The 26073-nt window shown below is 64.8% G+C and carries 22 protein-coding genes; 6 read left to right on the plus strand and 16 right to left on the minus strand.

The features are described 5' to 3' along the window. Positions 1 to 53: 53 nt before the first annotated feature. The 12 genes from ACZ1A1_RS11455 to ACZ1A1_RS11510 form a co-directional block, all read right to left on the minus strand. The gene (locus ACZ1A1_RS11455) at positions 54 to 1316 is read right to left on the minus strand and encodes a DUF763 domain-containing protein (protein ID WP_463620113.1); all 1263 of its coding nucleotides are present in this window, start codon (positions 1314 to 1316) and stop codon (positions 54 to 56) included. Between the two features lie 103 nt (positions 1317 to 1419). Continuing rightward, a complete protein-coding gene (locus ACZ1A1_RS11460; RefSeq protein WP_463620039.1) occupies positions 1420 to 1827 on the minus strand; it encodes a response regulator transcription factor in 408 nt (135 codons plus the stop codon). A gap of 261 nt (positions 1828 to 2088) precedes the next feature. Then, positions 2089 to 3405: an MFS transporter gene (locus tag ACZ1A1_RS11465; protein ID WP_463620040.1), complete on the minus strand. Its 1317-nt coding sequence runs from the start codon at positions 3403 to 3405 to the stop codon at positions 2089 to 2091. Between the two features lie 170 nt (positions 3406 to 3575). Further along, on the minus strand, positions 3576 to 6293 hold the full coding sequence (locus ACZ1A1_RS11470; RefSeq protein WP_463620042.1) for a LuxR C-terminal-related transcriptional regulator: 2718 nt from the start codon (positions 6291 to 6293) through the stop codon (positions 3576 to 3578). A gap of 98 nt (positions 6294 to 6391) precedes the next feature. Next, a complete protein-coding gene (locus ACZ1A1_RS11475) occupies positions 6392 to 7477 on the minus strand; it encodes a DUF917 domain-containing protein (RefSeq protein WP_463620044.1) in 1086 nt (361 codons plus the stop codon). 4 nt (positions 7478 to 7481) lie between these two features. Further along, entirely contained in the window at positions 7482 to 8570 is a 1089-nt protein-coding gene (locus tag ACZ1A1_RS11480; protein ID WP_463620045.1) for a DUF917 domain-containing protein, read from the minus strand. 6 nt (positions 8571 to 8576) lie between these two features. Next, positions 8577 to 10118 (minus strand): hydantoinase/oxoprolinase family protein, encoded by a 1542-nt coding sequence (locus ACZ1A1_RS11485; protein WP_313192421.1) that lies wholly within the window; start codon positions 10116 to 10118, stop codon positions 8577 to 8579. Positions 10119 to 10199: 81 nt separating this feature from the next. After that, positions 10200 to 11264 (minus strand): ABC transporter ATP-binding protein, encoded by a 1065-nt coding sequence (locus ACZ1A1_RS11490; protein WP_415214893.1) that lies wholly within the window; start codon positions 11262 to 11264, stop codon positions 10200 to 10202. A gap of 56 nt (positions 11265 to 11320) precedes the next feature. Next, a complete protein-coding gene (locus ACZ1A1_RS11495) occupies positions 11321 to 12424 on the minus strand; it encodes an ABC transporter substrate-binding protein (protein WP_313192419.1) in 1104 nt (367 codons plus the stop codon). Positions 12425 to 12463: 39 nt separating this feature from the next. Continuing rightward, positions 12464 to 13270 (minus strand): ABC transporter permease, encoded by an 807-nt coding sequence (locus ACZ1A1_RS11500; protein ID WP_313192418.1) that lies wholly within the window; start codon positions 13268 to 13270, stop codon positions 12464 to 12466. Further along, positions 13270 to 14187: an ABC transporter permease gene (locus tag ACZ1A1_RS11505; RefSeq protein WP_463620046.1), complete on the minus strand. Its 918-nt coding sequence runs from the start codon at positions 14185 to 14187 to the stop codon at positions 13270 to 13272. The genes ACZ1A1_RS11500 and ACZ1A1_RS11505 overlap by 1 nt, the downstream gene beginning before the upstream one ends. Before the next feature lie 26 nt (positions 14188 to 14213). Beyond that, positions 14214 to 14984 carry an aspartate/glutamate racemase family protein gene (locus ACZ1A1_RS11510; protein WP_313192416.1) on the minus strand — a complete coding sequence of 257 codons (771 nt, stop codon included), beginning with the start codon at positions 14982 to 14984 and terminating at the stop codon, positions 14214 to 14216. 392 nt (positions 14985 to 15376) lie between these two features. On the opposite strand from ACZ1A1_RS11510, the gene ACZ1A1_RS11515 reads away from it, so the two are divergent. The 6 genes from ACZ1A1_RS11515 (at position 15377) to msrA (ending at position 21201) form a co-directional block, all read left to right on the plus strand. Then, a complete protein-coding gene (locus ACZ1A1_RS11515; RefSeq protein ID WP_463620047.1) occupies positions 15377 to 15790 on the plus strand; it encodes a protamine-2 (modular protein) in 414 nt (137 codons plus the stop codon). 289 nt (positions 15791 to 16079) lie between these two features. After that, positions 16080 to 16532, plus strand: coding sequence for an NUDIX hydrolase (locus tag ACZ1A1_RS11520; protein WP_463620048.1), 453 nt, complete (start codon positions 16080 to 16082; stop codon positions 16530 to 16532). 36 nt (positions 16533 to 16568) lie between these two features. After that, positions 16569 to 17798, plus strand: a complete 1230-nt coding sequence (locus tag ACZ1A1_RS11525) for a DUF2325 domain-containing protein (RefSeq protein ID WP_463620049.1) — start codon at positions 16569 to 16571, stop codon at positions 17796 to 17798. 294 nt (positions 17799 to 18092) lie between these two features. Beyond that, positions 18093 to 18587: a peptide-methionine (R)-S-oxide reductase MsrB gene (gene msrB / locus ACZ1A1_RS11530; RefSeq protein WP_463620050.1), complete on the plus strand. Its 495-nt coding sequence runs from the start codon at positions 18093 to 18095 to the stop codon at positions 18585 to 18587. Positions 18588 to 18605: 18 nt separating this feature from the next. Continuing rightward, complete coding sequence (locus ACZ1A1_RS11535; protein ID WP_463620051.1) at positions 18606 to 20477, plus strand: cytochrome c biogenesis protein DipZ; 1872 nt, start codon at positions 18606 to 18608, stop codon at positions 20475 to 20477. 10 nt (positions 20478 to 20487) lie between these two features. Then, complete coding sequence (gene msrA, locus ACZ1A1_RS11540; RefSeq protein WP_463620052.1) at positions 20488 to 21201, plus strand: peptide-methionine (S)-S-oxide reductase MsrA; 714 nt, start codon at positions 20488 to 20490, stop codon at positions 21199 to 21201. Between the two features lie 28 nt (positions 21202 to 21229). Here msrA and ACZ1A1_RS11545 read toward each other — a convergent pair whose 3' ends face one another. The 4 genes from ACZ1A1_RS11545 to ACZ1A1_RS11560 are packed head-to-tail and all read right to left on the minus strand — an operon-like array spanning position 21230 to position 26061. Further along, on the minus strand, positions 21230 to 22456 hold the full coding sequence (locus ACZ1A1_RS11545; protein WP_463620053.1) for an acyl-CoA dehydrogenase family protein: 1227 nt from the start codon (positions 22454 to 22456) through the stop codon (positions 21230 to 21232). A 41-nt stretch (positions 22457 to 22497) separates the two neighbouring features. Next, entirely contained in the window at positions 22498 to 23280 is a 783-nt protein-coding gene (locus tag ACZ1A1_RS11550) for an ABC transporter ATP-binding protein (RefSeq protein ID WP_415214903.1), read from the minus strand. A 49-nt stretch (positions 23281 to 23329) separates the two neighbouring features. Next, entirely contained in the window at positions 23330 to 24679 is a 1350-nt protein-coding gene (locus ACZ1A1_RS11555) for an ABC transporter substrate-binding protein (protein ID WP_463620054.1), read from the minus strand. Positions 24680 to 24732: 53 nt separating this feature from the next. After that, a complete protein-coding gene (locus ACZ1A1_RS11560) occupies positions 24733 to 26061 on the minus strand; it encodes an ABC transporter substrate-binding protein (protein WP_463620055.1) in 1329 nt (442 codons plus the stop codon). Between the last annotated feature and the right edge of the window lie 12 nt (positions 26062 to 26073).

Consider the following 26073-nt stretch of genomic DNA (forward strand, 5'->3'; position numbering starts at 1 on the left):
CAGATGTCCGCCTGAAGCTTCGGACGACGCCTTTCCGCCGCAGCGCCTGAAGGCTAGTCGTCCGATTGCGGGCGGGTGACATCGCGTTCCCAGCCGAATACGCTTCGCCCGCCGAAATCGGCCGACCGGCGGAATTCGCCGGCGACGACCTCCTTCAGGTCCGGCCCCGTGACATAGCGCTCGAGCCGGCGGCTCTGCTCGTCGAGCCGCTTCAGCGCCTGCAATTCCTCGTCCAGCCCGAGTCTCGCCTTTTGGACAGCGGACTTCATCACGCCGATCGTTTCATCATAGACTTTCAGCGGCACGGGAAAGGGATGCCGATCCTTTCCGCCATGGGCGAGCGAGAAGCGGGCGGGATCGGAAAACCGGCAGGGTGCGCCGTGCACGACCTCCGCGACCATCGCAAGGGCCTGTACGGTTCGCGCCCCCACGCCGGGCGTCAGGAGAAGGTCCTCGAAGTCGGCCGGACCGCGTTCAGCCGCCGCGGCGAGATTGCCGTGCAGGCGCCGCATGTTGACGTCGCTTTCACGCACATCGTGATGCGCGGGCATGACGAGATGCGGCAATGCGAGTTGCGCGCCACTCTCCTTCGCGCCGGCCGCGGGACTTTTCTCGAGCAATGCAAGCTCGCGAACGATTCGGTCCGGCCCAAGCGTCGCCAGGAGGTCGAGCTGCCCTTCCCGCGACGACCTGGCGCGCCTGTCCGCGAGATTGACGATCCGTCCCTGATCCCTGCCCTCTATGGCCGCGTGCGGCGAATCGAGGAAGCCGGTCAATCCCTCCGACAGCCAGTGATATCGCCGCGCCTGTCGCTTGTCGCCGTTCATGCCCTGCTGCACGACGACCCACTTGCCGTCATCGGCGACGACGAAGCCGTGCAGATAGAGATCGAAGCCGTCCTGCACCGCGGCGCTGTCGACCTTCGCGACCAGCCGGCTCGTCGTCGACAGCCGCGCTCCGTCGAGGCCGACACGGTCGCCGATGCTCATCAATTCGCCGGGTGTCTTGCGCGACTGTGCGCCCCGCCCGCCACAGACATGAAGCCCCAGCTCGCCGGAAAGCGGCGCCAGGCCGCGCTTCAAGGCGCCGATCACGCTGGTCGTGATGCCCGAGGAATGCCAATCCATTCCCATGACCGCGCCAAAGGACTGGAACCAGAACGGATTGGCCAGCCGGCGAAGATACTCGTCGCGTCCATAGTGATGAACGATCGCCTCGCTGATCACCGCGCCGAGCCGCGTCATGCGATCCCCAAGCCATCTGGGAACCTTGCCGCCATGCAAGGGAAGATCGGCACTTCCTGCTCGTTTCGCCAATATCGTGACCCTTGTGATGCCTGACGACAGATAGATAGCGGCGGTCCGGCTTGCAATATCGCGGATATCGCGCACGGTTCCGCCAGCCATCGGGGATGGAACGTCAGGCGCGCATTCTGGAAGGGTCACCCGCCCGTGCCGCCACGCCTTCCAGCCTGTCGGCAAGGCGCGACAGGAGATCCTCCGTCCGGCAGGGCTTCAGGATGAAATCTGCCTCGTCGATGCCGGCCGCCGAGAGGTCGTGTTCGCGTCCGGACGTGACGAGGACCGGGACGATGCCGCCCGCCAGCTTCGCCATGCGCGCAATGTCGAGGCCGGATATGCCGCCCGGCATGTCGACATCCGTGATGATCGCGTCGATCCGCGCGTCGCCGGCAATCGCCGCGATCGCCTCCAGCCCGTTGCCCGCCTCGATGACGTCATATCCCGCATCCTCCAGCGTTTGCGCCAGCACCATGCGGATCAGGAGCTCGTCCTCTACAACGAGCAGGCATTGCTTTTCCCGCGTCATGTGATCACCTCCATCATCGATGCAGGACCAACGCCCGACCAGGCGGATTGTCCCGAGGGTACGGCCGCCGATTGAAAACAATCTTAATAAAATGCCAACGATCGCCCAACGGCGCGGCACGCCTCAGGGCGAAACGGCTATGCCGCAGCGCGCGGGAACGGCCTTCTCAAGATCGCTTTTCGTTGCTTTCAGGCAGCCCCTTTCGATCCGTAAGAGGTGAAAGGGGGGCGGCCTGTCACACAGTGGCAGCAGCGCGGTGAGTTAGGCGAGCGATGCCTGCCGCGTCTCCGCATCGATGAGGAAGGCCGCGACGGCGGCGACGGCGAGAAGGCCGGCGAAGATGCCGATGGCGAGGCCGAAGCTGCGCTCCACCACGAGCGCCATGAGCGAGGGCGCGAGGAGGCCGCCGAGCCGGGCAACGGCCCCCGCCATGCCCATGCCCGTCGCACGGGACGCGGTCGGGTAGAGTTCGGGCGTGAAGGCATAGAGCGCGCCCCACGTGCCGAGCAGGGCGAAGCTCATGATCAGCAGCGAGGCGCCGATCAGCGTCACCGTTCCCGCGACGACGAACAGCAGGCAGCCGAGGCCAGACAGCAGGCAGAAGCCGATGAGCGTCGGACGCCGCCCCCATTTCTCCACTCCGTAGGCGGCGAGCGCATAGCCGGGGATCTGCGCGAGCGCCAGGAAGACGAGGAAGCCGTAGCCCCGCACGAAGCCGAAGCCGTCGCCCGCGAGCTTCGGCGGCAGCCAGGTGAAGACACCGTAGTAGGAGACCGAGACGAGGAACCAGATCACGAGGATCATCAGGCTGCGCTGGCGAAGCGGCGCCGAAAAGATGCCGGCCGCGCCGGAAGCTGCCGGCAGTGCCAGCGACACGTCCGTTCCGAGCGCTGCCTTGCCGTTGACGGCAAGGATCCGATCGAGGACGGCCTTGGCCTCCTCCGCCTTTCCGAGGCGCAGCAGGTAGAGCGGCGATTCCGGCACGAGGAAGCGCAGGCCGACGCCGAGAAGCGCCGGGATCGCCGTCACCGCGAAGATGTAGCGCCAGCCGTCGGCAAGGCCCGCGAGGCTGACGGCCCAGGCGGCGAGCGCGACGATGAGCGTGCCGACGGCCCAGAACCCTTCGAGCATGACCAGCCAGCGGCCGCGGTTGCGGGCCGGCAGGAACTCGGCCATCATCGCATAGTCGACCGGCAGCGTGCCGCCCACGGCCATGCCGGTGAGGAACCTCAGGACAAGCAGGATCGTGAAGTTCGGCGCGAAGACGGAAAGCGCCCCGAAAACGGCATCGCACGCAACCGTGACGATGAGCACCCGCCGCCGGCCGACCCGGTCCGCAAGCCGGCCGAAGCCCGCCGCGCCGACCAGCATGCCGAGGAAGAAGAGCGTCCCGGTCTGCAAGGCCTGCGCGAGCGTGAGGTCGAACGTCGCGGCGATCGACGCGGCCGTGAAGCCGACGGCGAGCACCTGCATCGCATCGGCGGTCCACACCAGACCGAAGATCGCGAGGAGCCGCCGCTGATAGGTCCCGGCCCCTGCCCGGTCGAGCACGTCGTCCACCGTGATTGTCGTCGCCATCCAGCCGTCTCCGCTTTGTCACCTTGCGCAATGCCGCGGGCACCTTAACCGCATGCCGGCATGGGCGAAATCAGCGAACGAGAAAATTCCACGTTCGTCCTCAACGAGATGGGCTGGATGACCGCCTGATAAATAAAGGGCGGGCGGCATCGCCCTGAAAGCCCGGCCGCCTATTCCAGATTCAGATGCTGCGAGACGGCGACCGCCATCGAGCGCCGGCTGACGCCGAGCTTGGAGAATATGTTCTTCATATGAAACTTCACGGTCGCTTCCGACAGGCCGAGATCGCGCGCGATCTCCTTGTTGCTCTTGCCCTTCTTCAGGAGAAGCAGCGCTTCCTGCTCGCGCGTGCTCAGCAGTCCCTGGCCGCAGGAGGATATTTCTTCCCGGCCTTTGCCGGGTGCCCGCTCCCCCGGCAGCAAGGCGCGCTGGCCGATGACCCGGCTGATGAAATCAACGCCATCCGCGCTGAACACCTTCAACCCGAAGCGGCGCACGACAGCGCGCAGGATCGCGGCGAATTCCAGCCCCTCGTCAACAAAGAACTGGGTTACCTCATGGGAGCGGGCTCTGGCGATCGCTGCCTGCAGATATTCGAGCGACTGGTTGTAGCAGCCATCGTTCCAGGCCACCCTCGTTGCCAGCACCTCCGCGGCCAGGAGGTAATAGCCCGCGCCGTTCTGCCGGCTATGCGCCATCACCGCCTCGAGGTCGGCCATCGCTTCCGTATATCGTCCCTGCATCATGTAAAGACGACCGCGGGCGAGATGGAAGTCGTTCTCCTCTCGCCATGTCCATCCGGGCCGCGGCAGCGCCTTTCCCGCATCCACGAGGCGCTCGGCGATTGCTGCCGCGGATTCGATGAGCCCGCTCCTGGCAAAGACATCGACCCGCATGATATCGGCCGCCACCTTGAGGCGCGGCAGCGAGCGTTCCACGGAAACCTCTTCCGCCTTGTCGATAGCCGCCACAGCCATGTCCAGGCCGCTCAACCGCAAACGACCGCGCGCCAGCCCCCAGAACAGACGGGAAAAAATCTCGACCCAGCCTTCCCCCCGCACGGTCGATTCCATCGCTTCGGAAAGGTTCTTTTCCACCAGCCCGATCTCGCCGTGCTGATAGTGGACTTCCGCCGCCGCGACCCGGCAAATCGCCTCGAGATTGGAATCCTTCCACTCCGCGCTCCGCGCCCGCTCCTGCGCCTCGCGGCAGAAGGAGAGCGCGGCGGAAAAATTGCCCGCGAGCGTGTTCACCAATCCGAGGTGGACGAGCATGAAGACCTCGGCATAGACCGTCTTTTCCTCGCGGTAGCATGCAAGCCCCTTGAGAGCGCATCGCCGAGCGAGGTCGAGTTCGCCCATCCTGGTATAGGCGATGCACAGATGGTTGTTGATCCAGCCGAGATCCCATATCGCCTGCGGGGGCAAGGCGCCCGCCATGGCTTCCAGCCGGCGAACCGCCTCTCCATCCAGCCGCAAGTCTTCATAGATATCGACCATTCCGTCGATGTGGTCGAAAGCGAAGCGGTCGATATTGAACGCTTCGGGATCGTCCATCACGCCACTCGACTTCAACGCATCCAGTCGCTCCCGCGCGGCCTGGACGTTGCCGCTCTTGGCCAGTACCAGCACATGGCACAGCATCAGGCTCGGCGATTCATGGATGACATTGGCAGGCAGGTCGCCGATCAGCGCCTCAAGCACCGTATGCCCCGCGCGGATGAAGAGATCGACGCCGCCCGCCTGGCGGATCGTGTGCGCAGCCAATGAGAAATTACCCCCTCGGGCGGCATGGGACACCGCTTTCTCGATGAGGCCCCGTTCGGTGAACCAGTGTGCCGCCTCGCTATGCAGCCGCGCTTCGACGGACTGCGGATCGGCAGCGAGCTCCGCGGCAAGGCTCTTCCGCAATACCGGATGCAGGCGGTACCATCCCGCCCCGGCATCGCTCTTCTCGATCAGCGGCGAGGAAGCATCGAGAAGACGAATGTCTGCGGCTGACATCCGCATGCCCGAAAGATGCTCGGCCAGTTCCGGCGAGAAGTCGTCGTCCAGGATCGCACAGACCCGCAGCGTGCCGCGCAGCGAGGGAGAAACGAACGCCCCGAGAATCTCCATCACATAAGCATGAAACGCCGGATGCAGGCCTTCCAGAATTGCGCGGCGATCCTCCGCGAGGGGGACCTTGGGAACAAGGTCGCGAGCGATCTGGGCGAGCGCCGGCCATCCCTCCGTCGCGATGGCGAAGTCATCGATCTCGGCTGTCGTGAGCGTGCGTGCGAAAAGCGTGCGCAGTTCGGAGCGGGTGAACGCCAAGTCCTTTGCCGTCACCTCCCGCACCAGGCCGCGGACGCCGAGGCGCGCCAGCGGCAACTGCGTCTGCCGGCGGAAGGCGGCGGCGATCCTGAGATTGTCCGGTGCCGTCAGAAACAGCTCTGCCAGCAGGTCCATCACCTCCGGCGATTCCGGCCCGTCCGCCTCGTCGAGGAAAAGGACCGTGCAGCCCGCCCGGCCGCAGACATGCGCCAGGAGCGTCTTGAGCGAAGCATCCGCATACGGGCGGTTCATCCCGAGCGCCACCGCCAGGTCGGCGCACAGTTCGGCCGGATTTGAATAGGATCGCTGAAGCGTAAGCCAGCCGCAATGATCGACACCGCCGGGGAAGATATCGGCAGCGCCGGTCGCAGATGCGCATATCTCCTCGTAACACGCCTTCAGGGCGGCCGTCTTGCCGAAGCCGGGCGGGGAATGGACCTTCGCGACCTGGCGTGCCAGACCCTCCCGTATGCCGGCGAGCACGAGTGGCCGGTCTATCGCGGAGAACAGCATTCGCGGAGGACGAAAGCGGGGCTGGACAGGTTTGTCCGCCCCGCTTTCGAGGATCGGCATATCGGCTCGGCGTCGGTCTTGCTGCGGCATCCGGAAACCTCTTCGATATCAGCGTATCCAACCTTTCCCCGTTTGCAAATGTCCGCCGGCCCGGGAATTCATCCCCCGAGCGGCGTATAGGCGCTCTTGAGCCCGAAGGCCGCCGGCCCGAACACGGCCAATGCCTCCGGCGTCCGCATGATCGGCGGCACCTTGACGCCGAGCACGTTGACGCGCTGGCCGTAACGCAGGCGCTCCGTGGTGATCGGCATCGCCGTGTCCAGTTCGAGGACACAGATGAGGTCGGGCACGACGGCGAGAACACGCTCTCCCTGCTCGGCGATCAGGTTCTCGTTCTGGATCTGGATCGTGACCGGACGCTCGGGATGGTCGAAGGGCTCGATCGTCACCACACCGACGGACCAGCCATTGCGCTCACGGCGAGACACGTCGACGATCTTCCCGGAGGTCAGGACCTGCGCGGTCTCGTAGTGGGTGGTCGCGAAGAAGTCGATCAATGCCCGAAGCGGATCGCGCCGTCCGGCCGTCGCTTCGCGCATCGTGCGGCCGATCCCGATCGCCAGCGACATCGTGCCGGGAACGGATACCCTCCGGGCCGTCGCACCGTCCATGCCGTAGTTCACGATGTAGGATTGCCCGCCCATGCGGATCGTCACGCCACGGGCGATGAACTCCGCCTTTGCCGCATCCGCCGTCTCCACGATGACCGTATTGCCCTGCTCGTCGGCGACGGCGACGGGGCAAGCCGGAACGCCGTAGACATTGAAGGTTTCCATTTCGAGCTGCGGAAACGCGCGGCCCATGCCGTCGCCGTCGACGACGGGAAGCCGGCGCTCGGCGGCAAGGATGATGGGCACCATCGAATTGACCCCGCCCGCCTCGAACGGGATGATGGCATCCATCCTCTTCCCCACACGCCGTTCATATGCCCGCAAGGCAAGGCCGATCTCGTCGCCGCTCGGCATTTTCTCGATGAGGATGGTGGGCGCGCCCATCGCGCCGCAAGCGACGAGGTTCATCCCGTCCCCCACCCTGTCGAGCGGCAGCAGATCGACGGGACCGTAACGCTCGATCGCCGCATGTGCCATCAGCTTGCCGATATACGGGTCGCCTCCCCCGCCGGTTCCGAGCAAGGCGGCCCCGACGGAAAGATCTTCGATATCCTGGTTCGTGATATGAGGCATTGTGTCAGCCGATCTCTTCTATGGGTGTGAACGGTTCCTTCAGGCCGAAGCAGGAAGGGCCGAAAACCTTGAGCGCTTCCGGCGTGCGCATGATCTCCGGCACCGAGACCGCCAGAACCGTCACGCGTTGACCGTAGCGAAGGTCCTCGCTGGTGATCGGCTCCGCCGTCTCCGTGTTCATGATGCAGATGAGGTCCGGGACGATGGCCTTGACGGCACCGTCCACGCGCGCGACGAGGTTCTCGTTCTGGATCTCGATCTCCATGACCGATGAAAACGGTGCAAGGCCCTCGATCCGCGCGCGCCCCATCGCAAAGCCGGCCTTCGTCTCGCGCTGCACGTCTATCATCTTGCCGGCATAGATCACCCGGCCGTAGCGATAGAGCGTGGAGGGCAGGAAGCCCAGCAGCGCATCGATGGGATTGCGATGCTCGACGCGCGCCCGCCGCAGGACTTCGCCGATGCGGATGGCGAGCGTCAGCGTGTTGGGCACGGCCGTCCGCTTCACGTCCGCGCCGGACATGGCGTATTCGGCGATATAGGCGCAGCCGCCCATTCGGATGGCGACCGCCCGCGCGAGCCATTCCATCTGCCGGTTGTCGACCGCCTCGATCAAGGCGCAATCGCCATATTCGTCACTGATGGCCATCGGGCTGCCGGAAATGCCGTAGACCCCGAATGTCTCCATTTCGAGGAACGGGAATGCGCGTCCCATGCCGTCCGCGTCGACGATCGGCAGGCCGAGCCGGGCGCCGACGAGAAGCGGGATGGTGGAATTTATCCCGCCGATCTCGATGGGCATCGTGGCGCCCGCCTTGCGTCCGAGGTGCCGCTCCAGTCTCTGCAAGGAAAAGATCGCCTCCTGCCCGCTGGGAATCTTCTCCACAAGGACCGTGGGCGCACCCATCATCGCGGTGGGAATGACCAGCATGTCGTCATCGATATCCTTCGGATCGACGATCTCCACGCTGAGCCCCTCGTCCAGGCATTGCTGGACCATGACCCGGCCGACATAGGGATTTCCACCGCCGCCAGTGCCGAGGAAGGCCGCCCCGACGGCAAGGTCGCGCAACTGCTCGCTGTTCAGTTTCATGATAGCTCACTCCACCGCCAGGTCGCCGACGGCCTTGACGCGGATGCGCGTGGCGCTGCCCGGAAGATAGGCGAGCGGCACCTCCTCCACGTCGATCACCTTCACCGTTCCCTCCCGTGCGCCCGCCGCCAGCGCCCGCTCGCTCGCCTCCGCCTTGGCCCCGCCCAGCACGATGTCGCGCGAGGTTCCTTCCAGCGAGAAGATGCGATCGATTTCACCGCCGACCTGCGCGATCGCCGCGCCGATGGCGTTGGCGACCGACGCATTCTCCGGCCGGATGACCTTCGAGGCAGACGGCAGATCCCGGGAGATCAGGATCGATCCGCCACCGACGAGAATGACGGGCATGGGATCCGCACTCGTCTTCATGCGGTCGACGGCGCCGTCGGCGATCCTGTGAATGGTGTCGAGCGCGGTCTCGATCGTGCGGGCGGGAAGATGCGCCACACGCGACCTGTCACCAATGTCCTCCAGACCGGCGGCGACGACGATATCGGTCGTCGTCAGCGTGTCGCCTCCGAAGACGAGGCTGCGGCTGGTTATCTCGTAGCCGACGGAATCCGGGCCTATGCGCGCGCCGTCGTCGCGGACGATCGAGCCACCGCCGAGCCCGACGGCGAGGACGTCCGGCATCCGGAAATTCGTGCGCACGCCGCCGATATCGACGGCCACCGCCGATTCGCGGGGGAAGCCGTGCATGAGCATTCCCACATCGGACGTCGTGCCACCGATATCGATGACCATCGCGTCCGGTTCACCGGCCAGCATCGCCGCTCCGCGCATGGAGTTGGTCGGCCCGGAGGCGAAGGTGAGCACCGGGTAGCGCTCGACATAATCCGGCGCCATCAGCGTGCCGTCGTTCTGGCTGATGAAGAACGGCGCATCGATGGACATTTCCTTGAGCGCGCTTCGGAAGGACGACACCACCTTGCGGGAAAGATCGGCGAGGGAGGCGTTCATGACGGAAGCGTTCTCGCGCTCCAGAAAGCCGACGCGCCCGATCTCGTGGCTGAGCGAAAAGGCAACATCCGGCGCCTCGTTCCGCAGGATTTCGGCGGCCCGCAATTCCATTTCGGGCGTCACCGGCGAGAAAACGGACGTAATGGACGCGGCGCGCAGCCCCCGCCGCCTGATTTCCCCTCCGATGCGGACGAGCTCGGCTTCGTCCAGCGGCGCAATGGCGCGGCCGTCGAATTCATTGCCGCCATGTACCATGAAGGTGTGCCGTCCCAGCGTATCGGCCAGGTCTTTCGGCCAGTCCGTCAGGGGCGGCAGCGCTTTCGTGGCGGGCAGGCCAAGCCGGACGGCCGCGACCTCCAGCAGGCGGCGGCGCTCCACGACCGCGTTGGTGAAATGCGTCGTGCCGATCATGACGGCCCGTATGGCCGAAGCGGGTACCCCGCTCATCTCCAGCACCTTCCTGAGCACGGTGACGATGCCGAGGCCCACGTCGCTCGTGGTGGGAGACTTGCAGGCCGCCTTTACGACAGCGCCGTCCATCAGGGCGGCGTCCGTGTTGGTGCCGCCCACATCAATTCCAATACGCATGCTTGCCTCCTCGAGGTACAATTCTCCGTTCGCCGGCACATGCTGCGCCGGCGTTGTGTTCGTTCCGCAATCCTGCCGCTGTCAGGCGACCAGCGCCTCCGACCGTCCGGGATCCCACCCCACCGTCACGCTGGCCCCGGGAAGGAATCTCGCATTTCCCACGCTGTTCTGGCGCTCCGCGACGATTTCCTGGCCGCCGACCGCCAGACGGTAGCGCACCAACGCGCCCTGGTAGCTCTCCCCGAGCACCGTGGCCGGAAAACGGACCGTCACGTCCGCACCGGGATCGATGACGATGTTCTCCGGCCGGATCACCAGTTTGGCGGGCTGTCCCGCATTCAGGTTCTCCGGACCGCGCGTTGGAAGCGGAAAGCCTTCGAGCATGACCGTCATGTCCGCCCCGCCGCCCTTGTCGACGGTGACGTCGATGACGTTCGAATGTCCGATGAACGTGGTGACGAACAGCGTCCGGGGCCGCTCGTAGATCTCCTCCGGCGTGCCGACCTGCTCGATACGCCCCTTCTGCATCACGCCGATGCGGTCGGACATGGTCAGCGCCTCGTCCTGGTCGTGGGTTACGTAGACAGTGGTGATGCCGAGGCGCTTCTGGAGATCCTTGATCCAGTATTTCATTTCCTCGCGCAGGCTCTTGTCCAGGGCGGAAAGCGGCTCGTCGAGAAGCAGGATCCGCGGCTCGGTGACCAGCACGCGCGCTAGCGCCACCCGCTGCTGTTCGCCGCCCGAAAGCTGGCGCTGATAGCGCTCCTCGTAACCGGAAAGGCCCACCTGCCGAAGCGCGTCCGCCACACGGGTGCGGATCTCCTCCCTCGGGCGCTTTCTCAGCTTGAGGCCGAAACCGATATTGTCGGCCACATTCATATGCGGAAAGATCGCATAGTTCTGGAAAACGATGCCGATATCGCGCCTTTCGGGCGGAAGCGTCGTGACATCGTCGGACCCGATCAGGATCTGCCCGCCCGTCGGCTGCACGAAACCTGCGATCATGCGCAGGGTGGTCGACTTGCCGCATCCCGAAGGCCCGAGGAGCGAGAAGAATTCTCCTTCCGCGATCTTCAGGTCGATGCCGCCGACAGCCGCGTGGCTGCCGTAGGACTTGGTCAGTTTCTTCAGATGGATATCGGACATGGATCGCCTTCCGTTCCCGGGGGGCGGGCGGCATTTTCGCCGCCCGCCGGATTGCGTCAGCCGGCGAAGATGCCGTTCACCGTTTCCACGATGTCCTGCTCGTTTTCGATGTAGGCATTCCAGTCGGGCGTCCAGTAGTCCTTGATCGAGTCCGCCGTGTTGACGATCCCCGCCTTGGCCAGGTTGTCCGGAAGCACGGCATTGCTGACCGTCGGCCGCAGATAGAATTCCCGGCCCATGTTGCCGATGAATTCCGGCTCCAGCGCACGGTCGAGCAAGGCCAGCGCCAGCTTCTTCTGCAGCGGCTCCGAATAGCGGCTGATCGTATAGACCTGCGAGAGGATCGGCTGCTTTTCCGTCCAGTACCAGAAGCCGATCGGCGCACCGCGGTCGCGGGCCTGCAGCGGATCGGAATCGGTCGCCACCGAGGTTATGACCTCGCCCCGCTCCATCAGCGTCTGCATGTTGCCGGTGAAGTCGGAGATCTTGGCCGGCATCAGATCCCGCATCGCCTGATAACCGGCTTCGAGATCGTACTGGTCCTTGCCGAAGAGGCTGCATGCGGTCACGAAGAAGTCCATCTGCAGCCCGTTCGACGTGATGTAGGTGCCGCGCTTGCCGGCGAATTCCGGCTTCCACAGGTCCTTGAACGAGGCCGGCGCCGGATCGACCAGATCCGTCCGGTAGGCGTAGCCGTACTGGTTATAGGCCCAGACCACGCCGACGCCGTTGGCGGTGGCGAACGGCCAGAGGTTCTTGCCGTTCGGAATGTTGGGCACGACTTCGTCAAGCGGGAGGAAATAGTCCCCCGCCATCGCCGTCTTGGTCATTTCCGGGACGTTCCAGTTGGTTATGTCGAGCGGGGGCTTTTGCGGCCCGCCCGCGACGAACTTCGGAAACCAGGGCCAGCTCGAATCGTATTCGACCTTGCAGTTGAACTCCTTTTCGAAGGCGCCGATCAGGTGTTTCTGGACGAGTTCCCCCCAGGACCCGCCCCATTCGCCGAGCCGGAGCACGGCGCCGCCGGCGTCGAAGGCCTTGCCGTCGAAGGCGACGTCCTGCGACCAGGCGTGATTGACGTTGAACAATGGCAGGGTGGCGGCAGCCGCCCCCATCTGCAGGACGGAGCGTCGGCTAAATCGGCGAGGTGCGTCTGTCATGGAATTCCCCTTTTTTGCTTGTGGTTGAAGGCGAAGGCACTAGCGCTCGAAGATTTTCTTGAGGTTCACCAGCCGGGATGTGACCACCATCGACAGGACGACGAGGGCGATGGCGAATATGCCGGCGGCAGCGGCGGTCGGCTCGAACTTGTAGCGCATGGACACATACATGGCGGCCGGCAGGGTCTGGAGATCGGGGCCGGTGAGGAACAGGGTCAGCTCGAACTGCCCGAAGGATACGATGAAGGCGAATATGGAGCCCGCGGAGATCGCGGGCGCGATGATCTTCAGCGTCACCAGTCGGAAGGCCGTGAACGGGCCCGCGCCGAGCGAGCGCGCCGCCTCCTCCAGCGAGCGATCGAAACCCACGAGGCTGGCGGTGACGGTGGCGATCACGAAGGGGCAGGTCACGATGACATGGCCCACGAGCAGGCCGGGCAGCGTGCGCGCCAGCCCGATGCCCGACGTGACGTAGAAGACATAGAGCGCCAGGCCCAGCACCACGCCCGGCAGCACGATGGGCAGCATGAAGAACCCGCGCAGCACGGAAACCAGCGCACCGGTGGATCGCGTCAGATAGACCGCCGCCATGGTGCCGATGACGGTCGAGATGAGCGTGGCGGCCAGCGCCACGACGAAACTTATGCCATAGGCCGACAGGAACAGCGGCGAGGTCAGGAAAGCCTTGATCCAGCGCAGGGACAGGCCTTGCGGCGGAAAGGTCAGATAATCGCCCGCATTGAGCCCGGCCAGGACGACCACGATCACCGGCACCAGCAGGATGGCCAGCGACAGGGCGGCAACGGCCTTGAACACGAAGGGGATGGCTGCTTCTTCCTCCCGCATCAGATGCGCCCTCCGGATGTCCGTGCCGCGGCCTGATGATAGATCGCGACGGCGATGATGCTGGTGATGAAGAGGACCACGGCGATCGCGGCCCCGAATTGCCACCGCCCGACCTCCGCGATCTGCTGGTAGATATGGATGGGAAGGACGATGACCTTCCAGCCGCCCATCAGCGCCGGCACGACGTAGGAACTGATGGAGAGCGCGAAGACCAGCAGCGTTCCGGCAAGAATGCCCGGCATGGACAGGGGCAGGACGATGGAAAAGAACGCCTGGCGGCGCGACGCGCCGAGGGAGCGGGCGGCTTCCTCCAGAGAAGGATGGATCGCCTTGATGATGCCGATCAGGGACAGGACCATGAAGGGCAGCGTTATCTGGACCAGCCCGACGATCACGCCGAACGTGTTGTACATCAGGGGTACGGGGCTCGAGATCAGGCCCGTATAGAGAAGAAAGCCATTGATCAGCCCGTTGTCGCCGAACAGGACCATGAGCCCGAACATGCGGATGACCATGTCGAGCTGCATGGCCGACAGGACCAGGATCATCAAAAGCGTGTTGCGGCCCGGATTTGTCGTCTTGGCGATGACATAGGCCAGCGGGTAGCCGAACAGAAGGCTCACCACCGAAACGATCGCGGAGACCCAGATCGAACGCAGGATGGCCTCGTAATAGGTCGCCCGCGTGAAAATGCGCACGAAATTGTCGAAGGTCAGCTCGCTGGAATAGGCGATGACGCCCGCAACCGACTTGTTGAAGGAAAGGCCGAAAAGCGACGCGACGGGGATGACGAAAAAGACCACGAAGACCGCGGCGGCCGGCAGCACCAGCCACCACATTCGGGGCGACGGGGGGAAGCCGGACCGGGCCGCACGCTTTCCAATCTTCACGTCGCCTTCTGCACCCGCGATCGCCATCGGTTTCTCCCCGGCTTGAATGCTGCCTATTCCGCCGCCAGCGGCCTTGGAAGACGGATGTCGTCATAGCCGAGCAGTTCCTTTTCCGGCGGCAGCGGGAACGTGTACTTGCTCTGGGAGAGGTTGGAACGAACGAGGGCTGCGGCGACGGAAACCGCCGTCGGGATCGGATCGACGACGGGAACGTCGATGCCGCGGGCGAGCAATCCCTCGCGCAGGCTCGCGGCGCAGCCCATGAGGCCCGTGCAGCCGAAAATCAGCGCTTCGGCGCCGTCTTCCTCCACCGCCCGCACACCCTCCTGCACGAGCATCGCTCTGGTGCGATCCAGGTCCTGCTCCAGTTCGAGCACGGGAATGTCGACGCTGCGGACGGAGGCAAGCTTGGTGGAGAGGCCGGCCACGGCGGCGGTGTTCTCGAACGCCGCGCGCAGCCGGCGCATCACGGTCAGGACGGAGAAGCGGTGGCCCAGCATGGCAGCGACATGCATGCCGGTCTCGCAGGGGCCGAGGACGGGAATGGACACGACCTCGCGGGCGGCACGCAGGCCGGGATCGCCCATGCAGTCGATGATCACGGCATCGACGCCTTCGTTCTGGGCCCGAATGATCTCGGCCACCGTTCCCGGAACCGAGACCGCCGCCTCGAATTCGCTTTCGATCGAGCCCGGCCCGGTCTTGATTTCCGCATGGCTGACCGAGACGCCGGGATATTCAAGGGCTTTCAGGTCTGAAACCTTGCGGAAGCCCCGCGTCACGATCGGAGAAACAACACGAACTTCGACAACATTGGCCTTCACGACTTCCTCCGTCCGGTCCTTGAGCGATGTGCCCCAACGGTGCAGCAGATGCCCATCGCGGGAAAGCTCGCAGATGCATAGGCGCGGATTTGATACGGATAGGAGAGTTCCCGGAAGACACTCATCTGAACCTATCCGAATGGATAGGTTCAGATTAAAAAGTCATTTGAAAATAGCCACTTAGACATAATGCCGCCCCAGTTGGAATCCAGCACACGCGCCGGTAGACGCGGTCGCGAGCCCTTCCCTTCCGCCACTCGCTTACCCGTCGGGGCCGGGAACGCCTTGGCGACCAGTTGCCCGCCTACCCGATTTCAAGCGCTCCTTGAGGTCAGATAGGCTTTGGCGATTTCCTGCAAGCGGGTGCGACCAAAACTCGATCCGTGGCCACCATGGACGACGTCGAGGTCGAGCCGCACCCACCGCCGGATGAACCATTCAGGAACCATTCAGGCTTTTCCCTGTTCAATCCCGAACGTGGCGCAAATTTGGAGGAAAGCATGGATCGACGATCATTTCTCACCGGATTGCTTGGATTGGCCGGCACAGCGGCCCTGGCGTCGGTAATCAAACCGGAAAGCGTGCAGGCTGCCATCATCAATCCCGGCGACATCGGCTCCGGAAGCGGCATCCTGGACGAGCTGCAAAGCTCCGAGCCGGATGTGATGGAGGTCAGCCATCGCCGGGGGCATTGGCCTCGGCATCATCGCCCTCATCGACGCAGGGTATGGCGCCGCGTATGCCGTCGTGCACGCGTTCACGGCCGCTGGCGCCGTCGTTGCTGGCGCGAGCGCGTCTGGATCTGAACCTGAGGGTTCGGCTCGAAGCATTCCATATCATTCCGAAAGGCTCCGGTTTCACCGGAGCCTTTTTTGTCACGGAGAGCCGACGGGTTCCGGCTCTGGACGTCAAACAAGCTGCCTTCGATCTTGCGGACGACGAAAAATCCGAGGTGCCTGATCAGCATGCGCTCTTCCCAACACGTTATATTTAAGGAAATATAACGTTGAGTGGATTTGACCGCGAAGGGAAAGCGCCTTCGCGGAATGACGGCGCGTAGCGATTTCCGTGCGCGCCGTCCTGTCGGAGAGAAAGATGCAGGGAGAAATCCGGATCGCCGTCGCGCTGATCGTCCGGGACAATGGCGATACGCTTCTCGTGCGCAAGCGCGGCATACCGGTCTATCTGCAGAGCGGCGGCAGGATCGAGGGCACGGAAACGCCGAAGGCAACGCTTGCCCGGGAGATGCACGAGGAACTCGGCCTCAAGATCCCGCCCTCGCGCATGACGCCCTTCGGCTGCTTCGAGGCGCAGGCGGCGAACGTGCCCGATCATATCGTCGTGGCCCATGTGTTCCGCGTCCACCTGCACGATGAGCTCATCACCCCCGCGGCCGAAATCGAGGAGACCGTCTGGGTGCCGATCAACGAGGCGCCCGCATTGCCGCTCGCTCCTCTGACGCGCGATCACATCCTTACCCTCTACTGGCAAATGCAGTTCGGCGAAGACCCGCATGACCGGCGAGAGGCAAGGACAACGGCCGCGTAGAAGCGGGCTTGCCAGTATCCTCGGATTGGAACACCCATGCCCACGCTGCCCCGCCTCAAGTCCCACGGCGCGCCCCTGCCGGGCATAGGCCTGCCGCACGCGGTCCTGCCGAATGGCGGCGAGCCCAGAACGGGTTCGCAGCGGCTGCGCATCTGGGAAATCCCGGCCACCTTCCACTGCTCGCTCATCGGCACCTGCCTGACGACGGGCGAATTGCGGCAGGTTCTCGTCAGGGCCGGACAGGACGATGCCCGCGCGGCGACGGATCATGCGCTGCATGGCCGCGGCGTGCGTCTTGCCGGCCAGCGGGACCAGGCGGCCAAGCTCCTCAACAAGACGCTCGACAAGCGCCATGAGGCGAGCATCAAGCGCATTCCCCGCCATGCGGACGAGGAGGAACTGCGCGCGATCTGGCGCGATTGCTTCGACCGCGGCGACATTGCGGGCCCCTATTGGGCGCTGATGAGCCATCCGGGAAGCCCGCCAGCCCTGGTCCGCGACATCTTTGGCGAGGTGCATATGCTCTCGCATCTGGTCGGCAGCGCAAGCCGCCTCGACATCGCCCGCCTGACACAGCTCGAAAAGGAGCTCGGACAATCCCGGGAGAAGGCCGTTCGGCAGGAGTTGCGCCTGAAGACGGCCGCCGACGAACGAGCGGAGCAGCAGCAGCGTATCCATCAGCTCGAGGAGCGGCTGATCCAGGCCGAGGCGATCGCCGCGTCCGTCACCCGGCCAGCGGGAGGCAGCGAGCATCTTTTCGAACGCTCCCAATCCGAGGACACGCGCACTGCCGCCCTGTCGCAACGGCTGGCGGAGCTGGAGGAAAGGCACGCTGCTCTCCAACGCGCCTTCGACCGGATGCAGGATCTCAACCGCGCCATCCTGCGGGAGAACGAGGTGCTGGAAACGGCCATCGCCATCCATCCGCGGAAGAATGTCACAGACGTCACCGCCGGCGCGGGCGGCCCGATCCTCTATGTCGGCGGGCGCCGCAATCTGTTCGACCATCTGCGGGCCTGCGCGGAAAGCAGGAATGTCGACCTTCTCCTCCATGACGGGGGATTGGAAGACAGCACCACCCTGCTTCCCGCTCTCATCGGGCAGGCGGCGACAGTGTTGTTTCCTGTCGACCATATCAGCCACGGTGCCGCCGGGATCGTAAAACGTCTCTGCCGCGAACAGGGCAAGCCTTACCTGCCGCTGCGCTCTGCCGGCCTTGCGAGCTTCCTTGCCGCCATCACCGGCACCGCACAGGACAAGCTGTAGGCGACAAAGAGTTCACGCCTCATTGTGGAGAGATCGCCGGCGACGAACGCGTTCGACCTGATGGCGCGCTGCCGTCCATCCGCCAAAGCGCCTCGCAGGTAACGCGACCGTTCACGAAGCTCTGAACGCGCGGGATCGGAACGTGGATTGCCAGCACGCAGGCGACGGCCGATATATTCCTGGAGCCATATCGATAGAAGCAGCCGTCCGGATGGCTCTATCCGTGGAAGGGCATGTAACAAACGGCCGGCGGCCTGCGTATTCATCGGCAGAACGCCATTGGAGGAATGCATCATGATGAACAGGCGCGGGCTTCTGGCAGCGAGCGTGGCAGCCTTCACGGCCGGGTTCCTGGCTCGAGGGGCAGGCCCATTGCTCGCGGCGACAAAGGGGAATTTCGCCGTCAGCCACAGCGAGGACGAATGGCGAAGCCTGCTGACGCCCGAGCAGTTCAGCATTCTTCGCGAGGAAGGCACGGAGCAGCCGGGTTCGAGCGCGCTCTTGGCCGAGCATCGCAAAGGCACCTTCTCCTGCGCCGGCTGCCAACAGGCACTCTTTTCCTCGGACACCAAGTTCGAGAGCGGCACGGGCTGGCCGAGCTTCTGGGCGCCGCTCGACAATGCCGTCGGCACGACGCGCGACACATCCCATGGCATGGTCCGGGTGGAAGTGCATTGCAGCCGCTGCGGCGGCCATCTCGGCCATGTCTTCAACGACGGGCCGCGGCCGACAGGACTGCGCTACTGCATGAACGGCTTTGCCATGACCTTCACGCCGGCGGCGGCGTGATCCGGAGAGGCTGACCTTATGACCCTTGCCATCCTGGCCTATCTCGCAGGCGTGCTCACCATCCTCAGCCCCTGCATCCTGCCGGTCCTGCCCTTCGTCTTCGCGCGGGCGGGACAGCCGTTCCTGCGCAGCACGTTGCCGATGCTCGCGGGCATGGCGCTGACCTTCGCGCTCGTCGCGTCGCTTGCAGCGCTCGGCGGCGGCTGGGCGGTGGAGGCCAACGAATATGGCCGGCTGGCCGCGATGATCATCCTCGCAGGCTTCGGCGTCATCCTCCTGTTTCCCTCGCTCGCCGAGCGGTTGACGCGCCCGATCGTCTCCCTCGGCGCACGGCTTTCCGAACAGGCCGATCGCCGAGGTGCGGCCGGCGGGATCGGCGCCTCCATGCTGATCGGCATTGCGACGGGCTTGCTCTGGGCGCCCTGCGCCGGCCCCGTGCTCGGTCTCATCCTCACCGGCGCCGCGCTGAACGGTGCAAGCCTTGGCACGAGCGTGCTGCTTGCCGCCTATGCGCTCGGCACCGCGACGTCGCTGGCGCTTGCGCTGCTTGTTGGCGGGCGCGTTTACCAGGCCATGAAACGCTCCCTCGGTGTCAGCGATTACCTGCGGCGCGGCGTCGGAGCCGCCGTGCTCGTCGCGGTCGCCGCCATCGCGCTCGGCCTCGATACCGGCTTCCTCACCCGCGTCTCCGCACAGAGCACCGCTGCGCTGGAGCAGACGCTGATCGACCGGCTCCAGCCCGGAACGCAGACTGTGGCAAACGGCGGTGACGCCGCCCCGTCCATGGCCATGCAGGGCGGCGACGGCAATGCCACGATGCGCAGCGATGATCGCATGATGATGTCCGCCGACCCCTCGATGATGATGAGCGGCTCCGACACGATGATGATGCAGGCTGGGCAATCGCCCGCCGGCGCTGCGGACCTGCCGGTCGAATCCATTAAGCCGTCCCTCGACGGCGCCGTCGAGTGGCTGAACTCCCCGCCGCTGACCATGGCCGCGTTGAAGGGGAAGGTCGTGCTGGTCGATTTCTGGACCTATTCCTGCATCAACTGCCTGCGCGCCATTCCCTATGTCCGCGCATGGGCGGAAAAGTACAAGGACCAGGGCCTCGTCATCATCGGCGTGCATGCACCGGAATTCGCCTTCGAGAAGAAGATCGACAACGTGCGCCGGGCGACGGCGGATCTGTCCATCGGTTATCCGGTGGCCATCGACAACGATTATGCCATCTGGCGCGCCTTCAACAACCAGTATTGGCCGGCGCATTACTTCATCGACGGGGAAGGCCGGGTTCGTCACCACCATTTCGGCGAAGGCGACTATCAGCAGTCCGAGCGCGTGATCCAGCAGCTTCTCGCCGAGGCCGGTGAAAGCAACGTCGCCGGCGGAATCGTCTCGGTCACGGCGAGCGGAGCGGAAGCCGCCTCGAACCAGGCAGACGTCCAGTCGCCGGAGACCTATATCGGCTATCTTCGGGCGCAGAACTTCCTCGGCGCCGACGGGATCGTCAACGATACCGCTCATGTCTATGCCGCAGCAGACCCGCGCCGCAACGAATGGGGCCTCACCGGAAGCTGGAATGTCGGCCCCGAGCGCGCCGAACTGACGAAGGAAGGCGGCAGCATCTATTATCGTTTCCGCGCCCGCGACCTGCATCTCGTGCTCGGCCCCGGCAGCCTTGGCAAGCCGGTCCGCTTCCGGGTGACCATCGACGGCAAGGCGCCGGGCGACGACCACGGTGTCGACACGGACGCCGGGGGCAATGGAACGGTGACGGAACAGCGGCTCTACCAGCTCGTGCGCCAGGGCGGGCCGATCGCCGATCACACATTCGAGATCCGCTTTCTCGATCCGGGCCTCGAAGCCTACGCATTCACCTTCGGTTGAGGAGACTGCCATGAAACGCATTGCCAGGATTTCCACCCTTTTCGCCGGAATGGGCATCGCCCTTGCGGGGCTGATGTCCGCGACGACAGGCGCCGGTGCGCAGGAGGGTCTTGCCATTCCCGCGCCCGCCCTCGACGAGGAGAACGCCGCACGCAGGGAAACCGCCGTCTTCGCCGGCGGCTGCTTCTGGGGCGTCCAGGGCGTCTTCCAACGGGTCGAGGGCGTGAGTAACGCCGTTTCCGGCTATGCCGGCGGGGCAAAGGAGACCGCGCATTACGAAATGGTCGGCAATGGCAACACGGGCCATGCGGAAGCGGTCCGTGTCACCTTCGACCCCGCCAAGATCACCTATGGCAAGCTGTTACAGGTCTATTTTTCCGTTGCTCACGACCCGACCCAGCTCAACAGGCAAGGTCCCGACATGGGCCCGCAATACCGCTCGACGCTCTTCCCGACCAGCGAGGAACAGGCTCGCGTTGCGAAAGCCTATATCGAGCAGTTGAACAAGGCCCGCATCTACGAGGCCGCCATCGTCACGACAATCGAGCCGGACAAGGCCTTCTATCCGGCCGAGGACTATCATCAGGATTTCCTGACCAACAATCCGACCTATCCCTATATCGTCTATAACGACATGCCGAAGATCGACAACCTGAAGCGCTTGTTCCCGGCGAACTATCGCGCCGAGCCGGTCCTCGTCGCGAAAGTCGGCATCGGCGGATAGGCCTTGCCGCGGCAAGGCACGTTGCAAATCAGCCGGCAAGGCCGATGCGCCATTGATAGGGCGGCGGGGTGCCGTTGACGGCGAAGTCGCCGACGATGCGATCCTTGTAGATGCGCGGATTGTGCGAGGCGAGCGTGCGGGCATTGCGCCAGTGCCGGTCGAGGCCGTTCGGCTTGCGCGTCGAGGATGCACCGAGCGCATCGAAGACGATGGTCGAGGCTTCGAGGATGAGGTCGGTGACGACGGTCAGCGCCTGGGAGGTTTCGAGCTCGGCAATCGCGTTGGCGCGTTCCTCCGCCTCGGCGTCACCGCCGAAATGGGCATGGTACGCCCGTTCGATGGCGCGCGCCACCTGCAGCACGATCGCGCCGGCCGTATAGGCATTGCCGCGGATGCGGCCGACGACCTGCAGGACCTGCGGATCCTGGCTGGAGCGCGGGCCTGCGGCATTGGAGTAGTGGCGCACCCGCTTTGCGACGGCCGATGCCGTCTCGTCGGCGAGCGCCCGGCCGATGCCGGCGAGCGTGGCGAGATGGATCGCCTGGTAGAAGGCGGCGCCGTAGCGGAACTGGTTTTCGTCTGCGACGACGTCGGCCGGATCGACGACAGCATCCCTGAAGGTCGTCGTGCCGCTGGCGGTCAGGATCTGGCCGAAACCGTCCCAGTCGTCGACCACCTCGACGCCCGGATCGTCACGGCGCACCTGCACGGTGCCGCTTGCCCCATCGAGGCCGGTCACGCCCACATTGATCCAGTCGGCGAACAGCGAGCCGGTCGTGTAATATTTCCGGCCGTTGATGACGAGCCTGCCGTCCTTCTCGGAAACCGCCGTCGCGAACGTATCCTGTCTGGCATTGCCGATTTCGGTCCAGGCATTGCCGGCGATCTCGCCACGCGCCAGGCGATCGGTCCAGCGCCGGCGATCAGTACCTTCCGCCTTGTTGACGATATCCTCGGCAAAGCCGAAATGGCCGCGAAGCGCCTGCGTAATGTTCGAATCCGCGGCCGACAGCTCGATCAGCAGATTGAGGAGTTCAGGCAATGTCGCACCGAAACCGCCCTCGGCCTCCGGCACGCGGAGCGCGCCGAACCGGGCGTCCTTCAACCTGGCGATTTCCGCGCCCGGCAGCTTGCGGCCGAGCTCGCGGTCGAGCGCGCCGGCGGAAATCCCGGCGAAGATAGGACGGAATTTTGCGGCGAGGCTCTCATAGCGCTCCGACGGGCCTTCGCCCCAGCCAAGATCGATCTGTGACACGGATATGTGTTTCCTGTTGATGATTTTGCAGGAGACCACGCTCAGAGCGCGTCTCCCAGATAGATACGGTGCAGGTCATCGCGCGCGGCCATTGCGGCGGCGTCCCCGGAAAGCGCCACCCGCCCGCTCTCCAGAATGTAGGCCCGATCGGCATGGGCGAGAGAAAGGGCGGCATTCTGCTCGGCAAGGAGGAAGGCGACGCCGTTCTCGCGGTTGAGCCGGACGATGATCTGGAAAATCTCCTGGACGATCCTGGGGGCAAGGCCCATCGACGGTTCGTCCAGCAGGACGAGGCGCGGCTGCGTGAGCAGCGCGCGGCCGATCGCCAGCATCTGCTGCTCGCCGCCGGAGGTCAGCCCCGCCAGGGTGCGCCTCTTGTCTTTCAGGCGCGGAAACCACGCATAGATGTCATCGATCTGGCGCAGGAGCTCGCGCCGCCCCGGCTTGCGGAGAAAGGCGCCGGACAGCAGGTTCTCCTCGACCGTCAGATGCGGGAAGACGTGCCGGCCCTCGAGCACATGCACGATGCCGCGCTCCGTCATGCGGTTTGCAGCCGTCCCGAGGATGTCCTCGCCTTCGAAGCGCACATGCCCGCGCCGAACTGTCGCCCGGTCGGCCGCGGCAAGCCCCGAGATCGCCTTGAGCACCGTGCTCTTGCCCGCGCCGTTGGCGCCGAGCAGGGCGACGATCTCGCCTGCCCCGACGGTCAGCGAGACATCCGCGACCGCCAGGATCGCTCCGCCATAGACGACCTCGATGCCCGAGACGTCGAGAAGACTGCGGGCGGCGGGAACGGAAGCGATCGGTTCATGCTGAAAGGTCATCGTTCTCTCCTTGTAAGACCGGGGCGGCAACCGCCCCGGCCCTGATGGATCAGTTGGTGCCGACATCGCGCGGCGTGATGCCGTGCTCCTCGGCGTAGGCGGCGGACTTGGCGTCGATCAGCGGGCGCAGCGCCTCGCGGTCGGCCTGGACCCAGTCGCTGACGAGGTGCCAGTTCTCGCCGGTCCACTGCTGGACGCGCACCGCGCCGCCGCCCTCATGGTCGGCGGGCGTCAGCTGCAGGTTCTGGACAAGGCCGAGGAAGCCCGCCTTTTCCAGCGCCGCATCGTCCAGCTTGAGCTGCTCGAGCGACCATTGGCCTTCCTCGCCGGTGATCGGCTTGTTGCCGAACTTCGCCTGCGCCTGCCGGACGATCTCGACCGAGATGAGCGCATCGACGAGACCGGAATTGTAGTAGACGCTGCCGAAAGCCTTGGTGTCGCGCAGGTCCGACTTGCCGGTGTCGATGATGTGCTGCTTGAGGCGCTTGTGGATCTCGAAGTCGGCGCCGGCCGGATAGGGCGTCAGGGCGAGATAGCCCTTGGCGGCATCGCCGGCGGGTATGACATCCTCTTCGGACGACGCCCAGACATCGCCGATGATGTGGTCCGCCGGGAAGCCGAAACGCTGCGCCGTCTTGATGGCGACCGGCGTCGAGACGCCCCAGGTGCGCAGGAAGACCCAATCCGGCTTGTGCTCGCGAACCTGGCGCCACTGCGAAGACTGCTCGCTTCCCGGATCGGGCACCGGGATCTGGATGTTCTCGAATCCGTATTTCTCGGCAAGCAATGCCAGCGGATCGAGCGTTTCCCGGCCATAGGCGCTGTCATGGTAGACAGTCGCGATCTTCTTGCCCTTGAGCTTGTCGAAGCCGCCTTCCTTTTCCGCGATGTAGTTCACGATAGCGGAGGCTTCGCTGTAGAACGTCACCATGACCGGGAAGATATAGGGGAAGACGCGGCCGTCAGTGGCTTCGGTCCGGCCATAGGCCAGCGTCACCAGCGGGATCCTGTCTTCGGCCGCGCGGTCGGAAAGCGCATAGGCCGCCGGAGCACCATTCGGGAAGTAGGCCGAAACCGGGGCGCCATTCAGGCCGCGCTTGAAGCGCTCGTAGCACTCGATGCCCTTTTCCGCGGTCCATTCGGTCTCGCATTCCTGCCAGACGATCGGCACGCCGTTGATGCCGCCCTCGACCTCGTTGATATAGCGGTAGTAGTCGATGCGGCCGGCCCAGATCGATGCGCCGGATGCCGCGTAGGGACCGACGCGATAGCTGGCGATCGGGAAAAACTGCTTGTCGCTGTCGGGTCCCGGCGCCGTGTCGATTGCCTGTGCCGAGCCTGCCAGAACCAGAATGGATGCGGCTGTCGCGATGGCGCCGCGCAAGAATGTCTTGAACATAGTCCTCTCCTGTTGAAAGCCGGGGCGCGACGCAGGCCGCGCCCCGCCATGGATCAATTGGTTTCCGTTTCCGGCGTGCGCGGCGTGATGCCGTTTTCCCGGGCATAGGCCGCGGCCCCTTCCCTGATAAGCGGATTGAGAAGTTCGTGGTCGGCCTTGATCCAGTCGGTCTGCAGCACCCATTTCTCGCCATCCCAGCTCTGAATGCGCGCGGCACCGCCGCCTTCGTGGTCGGTCGGCGTGATCCTGATCTGCTGCAGCAGTCCCTTGAAGCCGATCTCCTCAAGGCGCTTGTCGTCGATCGTCAGGTGCTCGAAGGCCCAGCGGCCCTCCTCGCCGTTCAGCGGACGGGCGCCGAAGTGCTTGTAGCCGGTGCGCAGCGCTTCGACGGCGAGCGCCGCATTGACGAGGCCGATATTGTAGTTGACCGCGCCGAACAGCTTCCGGTCACGCAGATCGGATTTGCCCTTGTCGAGGATTTCGGCCTTCAGCCGCTTGTGGATCTCGAAATCCGTGCCGCCCGGATAGGGTGCCAGCGCCGAATAGCCGATGGCGGCCGCGCCGGCCGGAATGGCATCGGATTCGGAGCCCGCCCAGACGTCACCGATGATGTGATCGGCCGGGAAGCCGAAGCGCTGCGCGGTCTTCAGCGCCACGACCGTCGAGACGCCCCAGGTGCGCAGGAAGACCCAGTCCGGCTTCTGCTCGCGTATCTGGCGCCATTGCGGCGACTGTTCATTGCCGGGGTCGGCCACGGGGATCTGGATGTTCTCGAAGCCGTACTTCTCGGCGAGAACCTCGACGGCCGGCTGGCTGGCGCGGCCATAGGCACTGTCATGATAGACGGTGGCGATCTTCAGGCCCTTGAGCTTGTCGAAGCCGCCGACCTTCCCGGCAATGTAGTTGATGCCGGTGGAAGCCTGGCTGTAGTAGCTGAAGAGCAGTGGGAAGGCGTAGGGGAAGACCGTGCCGTCGACTGTCTCCGTCTTGCCGCCGGCCGGGTCGATCAGCGGAATCCTGTCGGCCGCAGCCTTTTCAAGCAGCGCGTAGGTCGCCGGCGTGCCGTGGGTGAAGAAGAAGGCGAGCGGCGAACCATCCTTGCCGGCCTTCACGCGCTCATAGACCTCGACCGTGCGGTCCGGGCTCCACTCGGTCTCGAATTCCTCGTAGTTGAGCTTGACGCCCTCGACGCCGCCTTCGACCTCGTTGATGTAGCGGAAATAGTCCCGCTCGCCCGCCCACCAGAGCTCGCCCGACGAGGCATAGGCGCCGACGCGGTAGGTCGGCAGCGGAATATACTGGCTCACCTCATCGGCCGAAGCCGGTGTGACGCCGGAGAAAAGGGTGCCGGCAAGCAGCGCGGCGACAAGCAGACGTTTCATGGTTTCAACTCC

This window comes from Shinella sp. R2-11 (assembly GCF_055330205.1).

Bases quoted from the DNA above. Each gene is read 5' to 3' on its own strand.
- msrA (WP_463620052.1), top strand. From the start codon at position 20,488: ATGAAACGCATTGCCAGGATTTCCACCCTTTTCGCCGGAATGGGCATC.
- ACZ1A1_RS11550 (WP_415214903.1), bottom strand. From the start codon at position 23,280: ATGACCTTTCAGCATGAACCGATCGCTTCCGTTCCCGCCGCCCGCAGT.
- ACZ1A1_RS11515 (WP_463620047.1), top strand. From the start codon at position 15,377: ATGGACGACGTCGAGGTCGAGCCGCACCCACCGCCGGATGAACCATTC.
- ACZ1A1_RS11490 (WP_415214893.1), bottom strand. From the start codon at position 11,264: ATGTCCGATATCCATCTGAAGAAACTGACCAAGTCCTACGGCAGCCAC.
- ACZ1A1_RS11460 (WP_463620039.1), bottom strand. From the start codon at position 1,827: ATGACGCGGGAAAAGCAATGCCTGCTCGTTGTAGAGGACGAGCTCCTG.
- ACZ1A1_RS11535 (WP_463620051.1), top strand. From the start codon at position 18,606: ATGACCCTTGCCATCCTGGCCTATCTCGCAGGCGTGCTCACCATCCTC.
- ACZ1A1_RS11560 (WP_463620055.1), bottom strand. From the start codon at position 26,061: ATGAAACGTCTGCTTGTCGCCGCGCTGCTTGCCGGCACCCTTTTCTCC.
- ACZ1A1_RS11500 (WP_313192418.1), bottom strand. From the start codon at position 13,270: ATGCGGGAGGAAGAAGCAGCCATCCCCTTCGTGTTCAAGGCCGTTGCC.
- ACZ1A1_RS11555 (WP_463620054.1), bottom strand. From the start codon at position 24,679: ATGTTCAAGACATTCTTGCGCGGCGCCATCGCGACAGCCGCATCCATT.
- ACZ1A1_RS11480 (WP_463620045.1), bottom strand. From the start codon at position 8,570: ATGAAACTGAACAGCGAGCAGTTGCGCGACCTTGCCGTCGGGGCGGCC.
- ACZ1A1_RS11520 (WP_463620048.1), top strand. From the start codon at position 16,080: ATGCAGGGAGAAATCCGGATCGCCGTCGCGCTGATCGTCCGGGACAAT.
- ACZ1A1_RS11465 (WP_463620040.1), bottom strand. From the start codon at position 3,405: ATGGCGACGACAATCACGGTGGACGACGTGCTCGACCGGGCAGGGGCC.
- ACZ1A1_RS11475 (WP_463620044.1), bottom strand. From the start codon at position 7,477: ATGCCTCATATCACGAACCAGGATATCGAAGATCTTTCCGTCGGGGCC.
- ACZ1A1_RS11485 (WP_313192421.1), bottom strand. From the start codon at position 10,118: ATGCGTATTGGAATTGATGTGGGCGGCACCAACACGGACGCCGCCCTG.
- msrB (WP_463620050.1), top strand. From the start codon at position 18,093: ATGATGAACAGGCGCGGGCTTCTGGCAGCGAGCGTGGCAGCCTTCACG.
- ACZ1A1_RS11495 (WP_313192419.1), bottom strand. From the start codon at position 12,424: ATGACAGACGCACCTCGCCGATTTAGCCGACGCTCCGTCCTGCAGATG.
- ACZ1A1_RS11470 (WP_463620042.1), bottom strand. From the start codon at position 6,293: ATGCCGATCCTCGAAAGCGGGGCGGACAAACCTGTCCAGCCCCGCTTT.
- ACZ1A1_RS11505 (WP_463620046.1), bottom strand. From the start codon at position 14,187: ATGGCGATCGCGGGTGCAGAAGGCGACGTGAAGATTGGAAAGCGTGCG.
- ACZ1A1_RS11525 (WP_463620049.1), top strand. From the start codon at position 16,569: ATGCCCACGCTGCCCCGCCTCAAGTCCCACGGCGCGCCCCTGCCGGGC.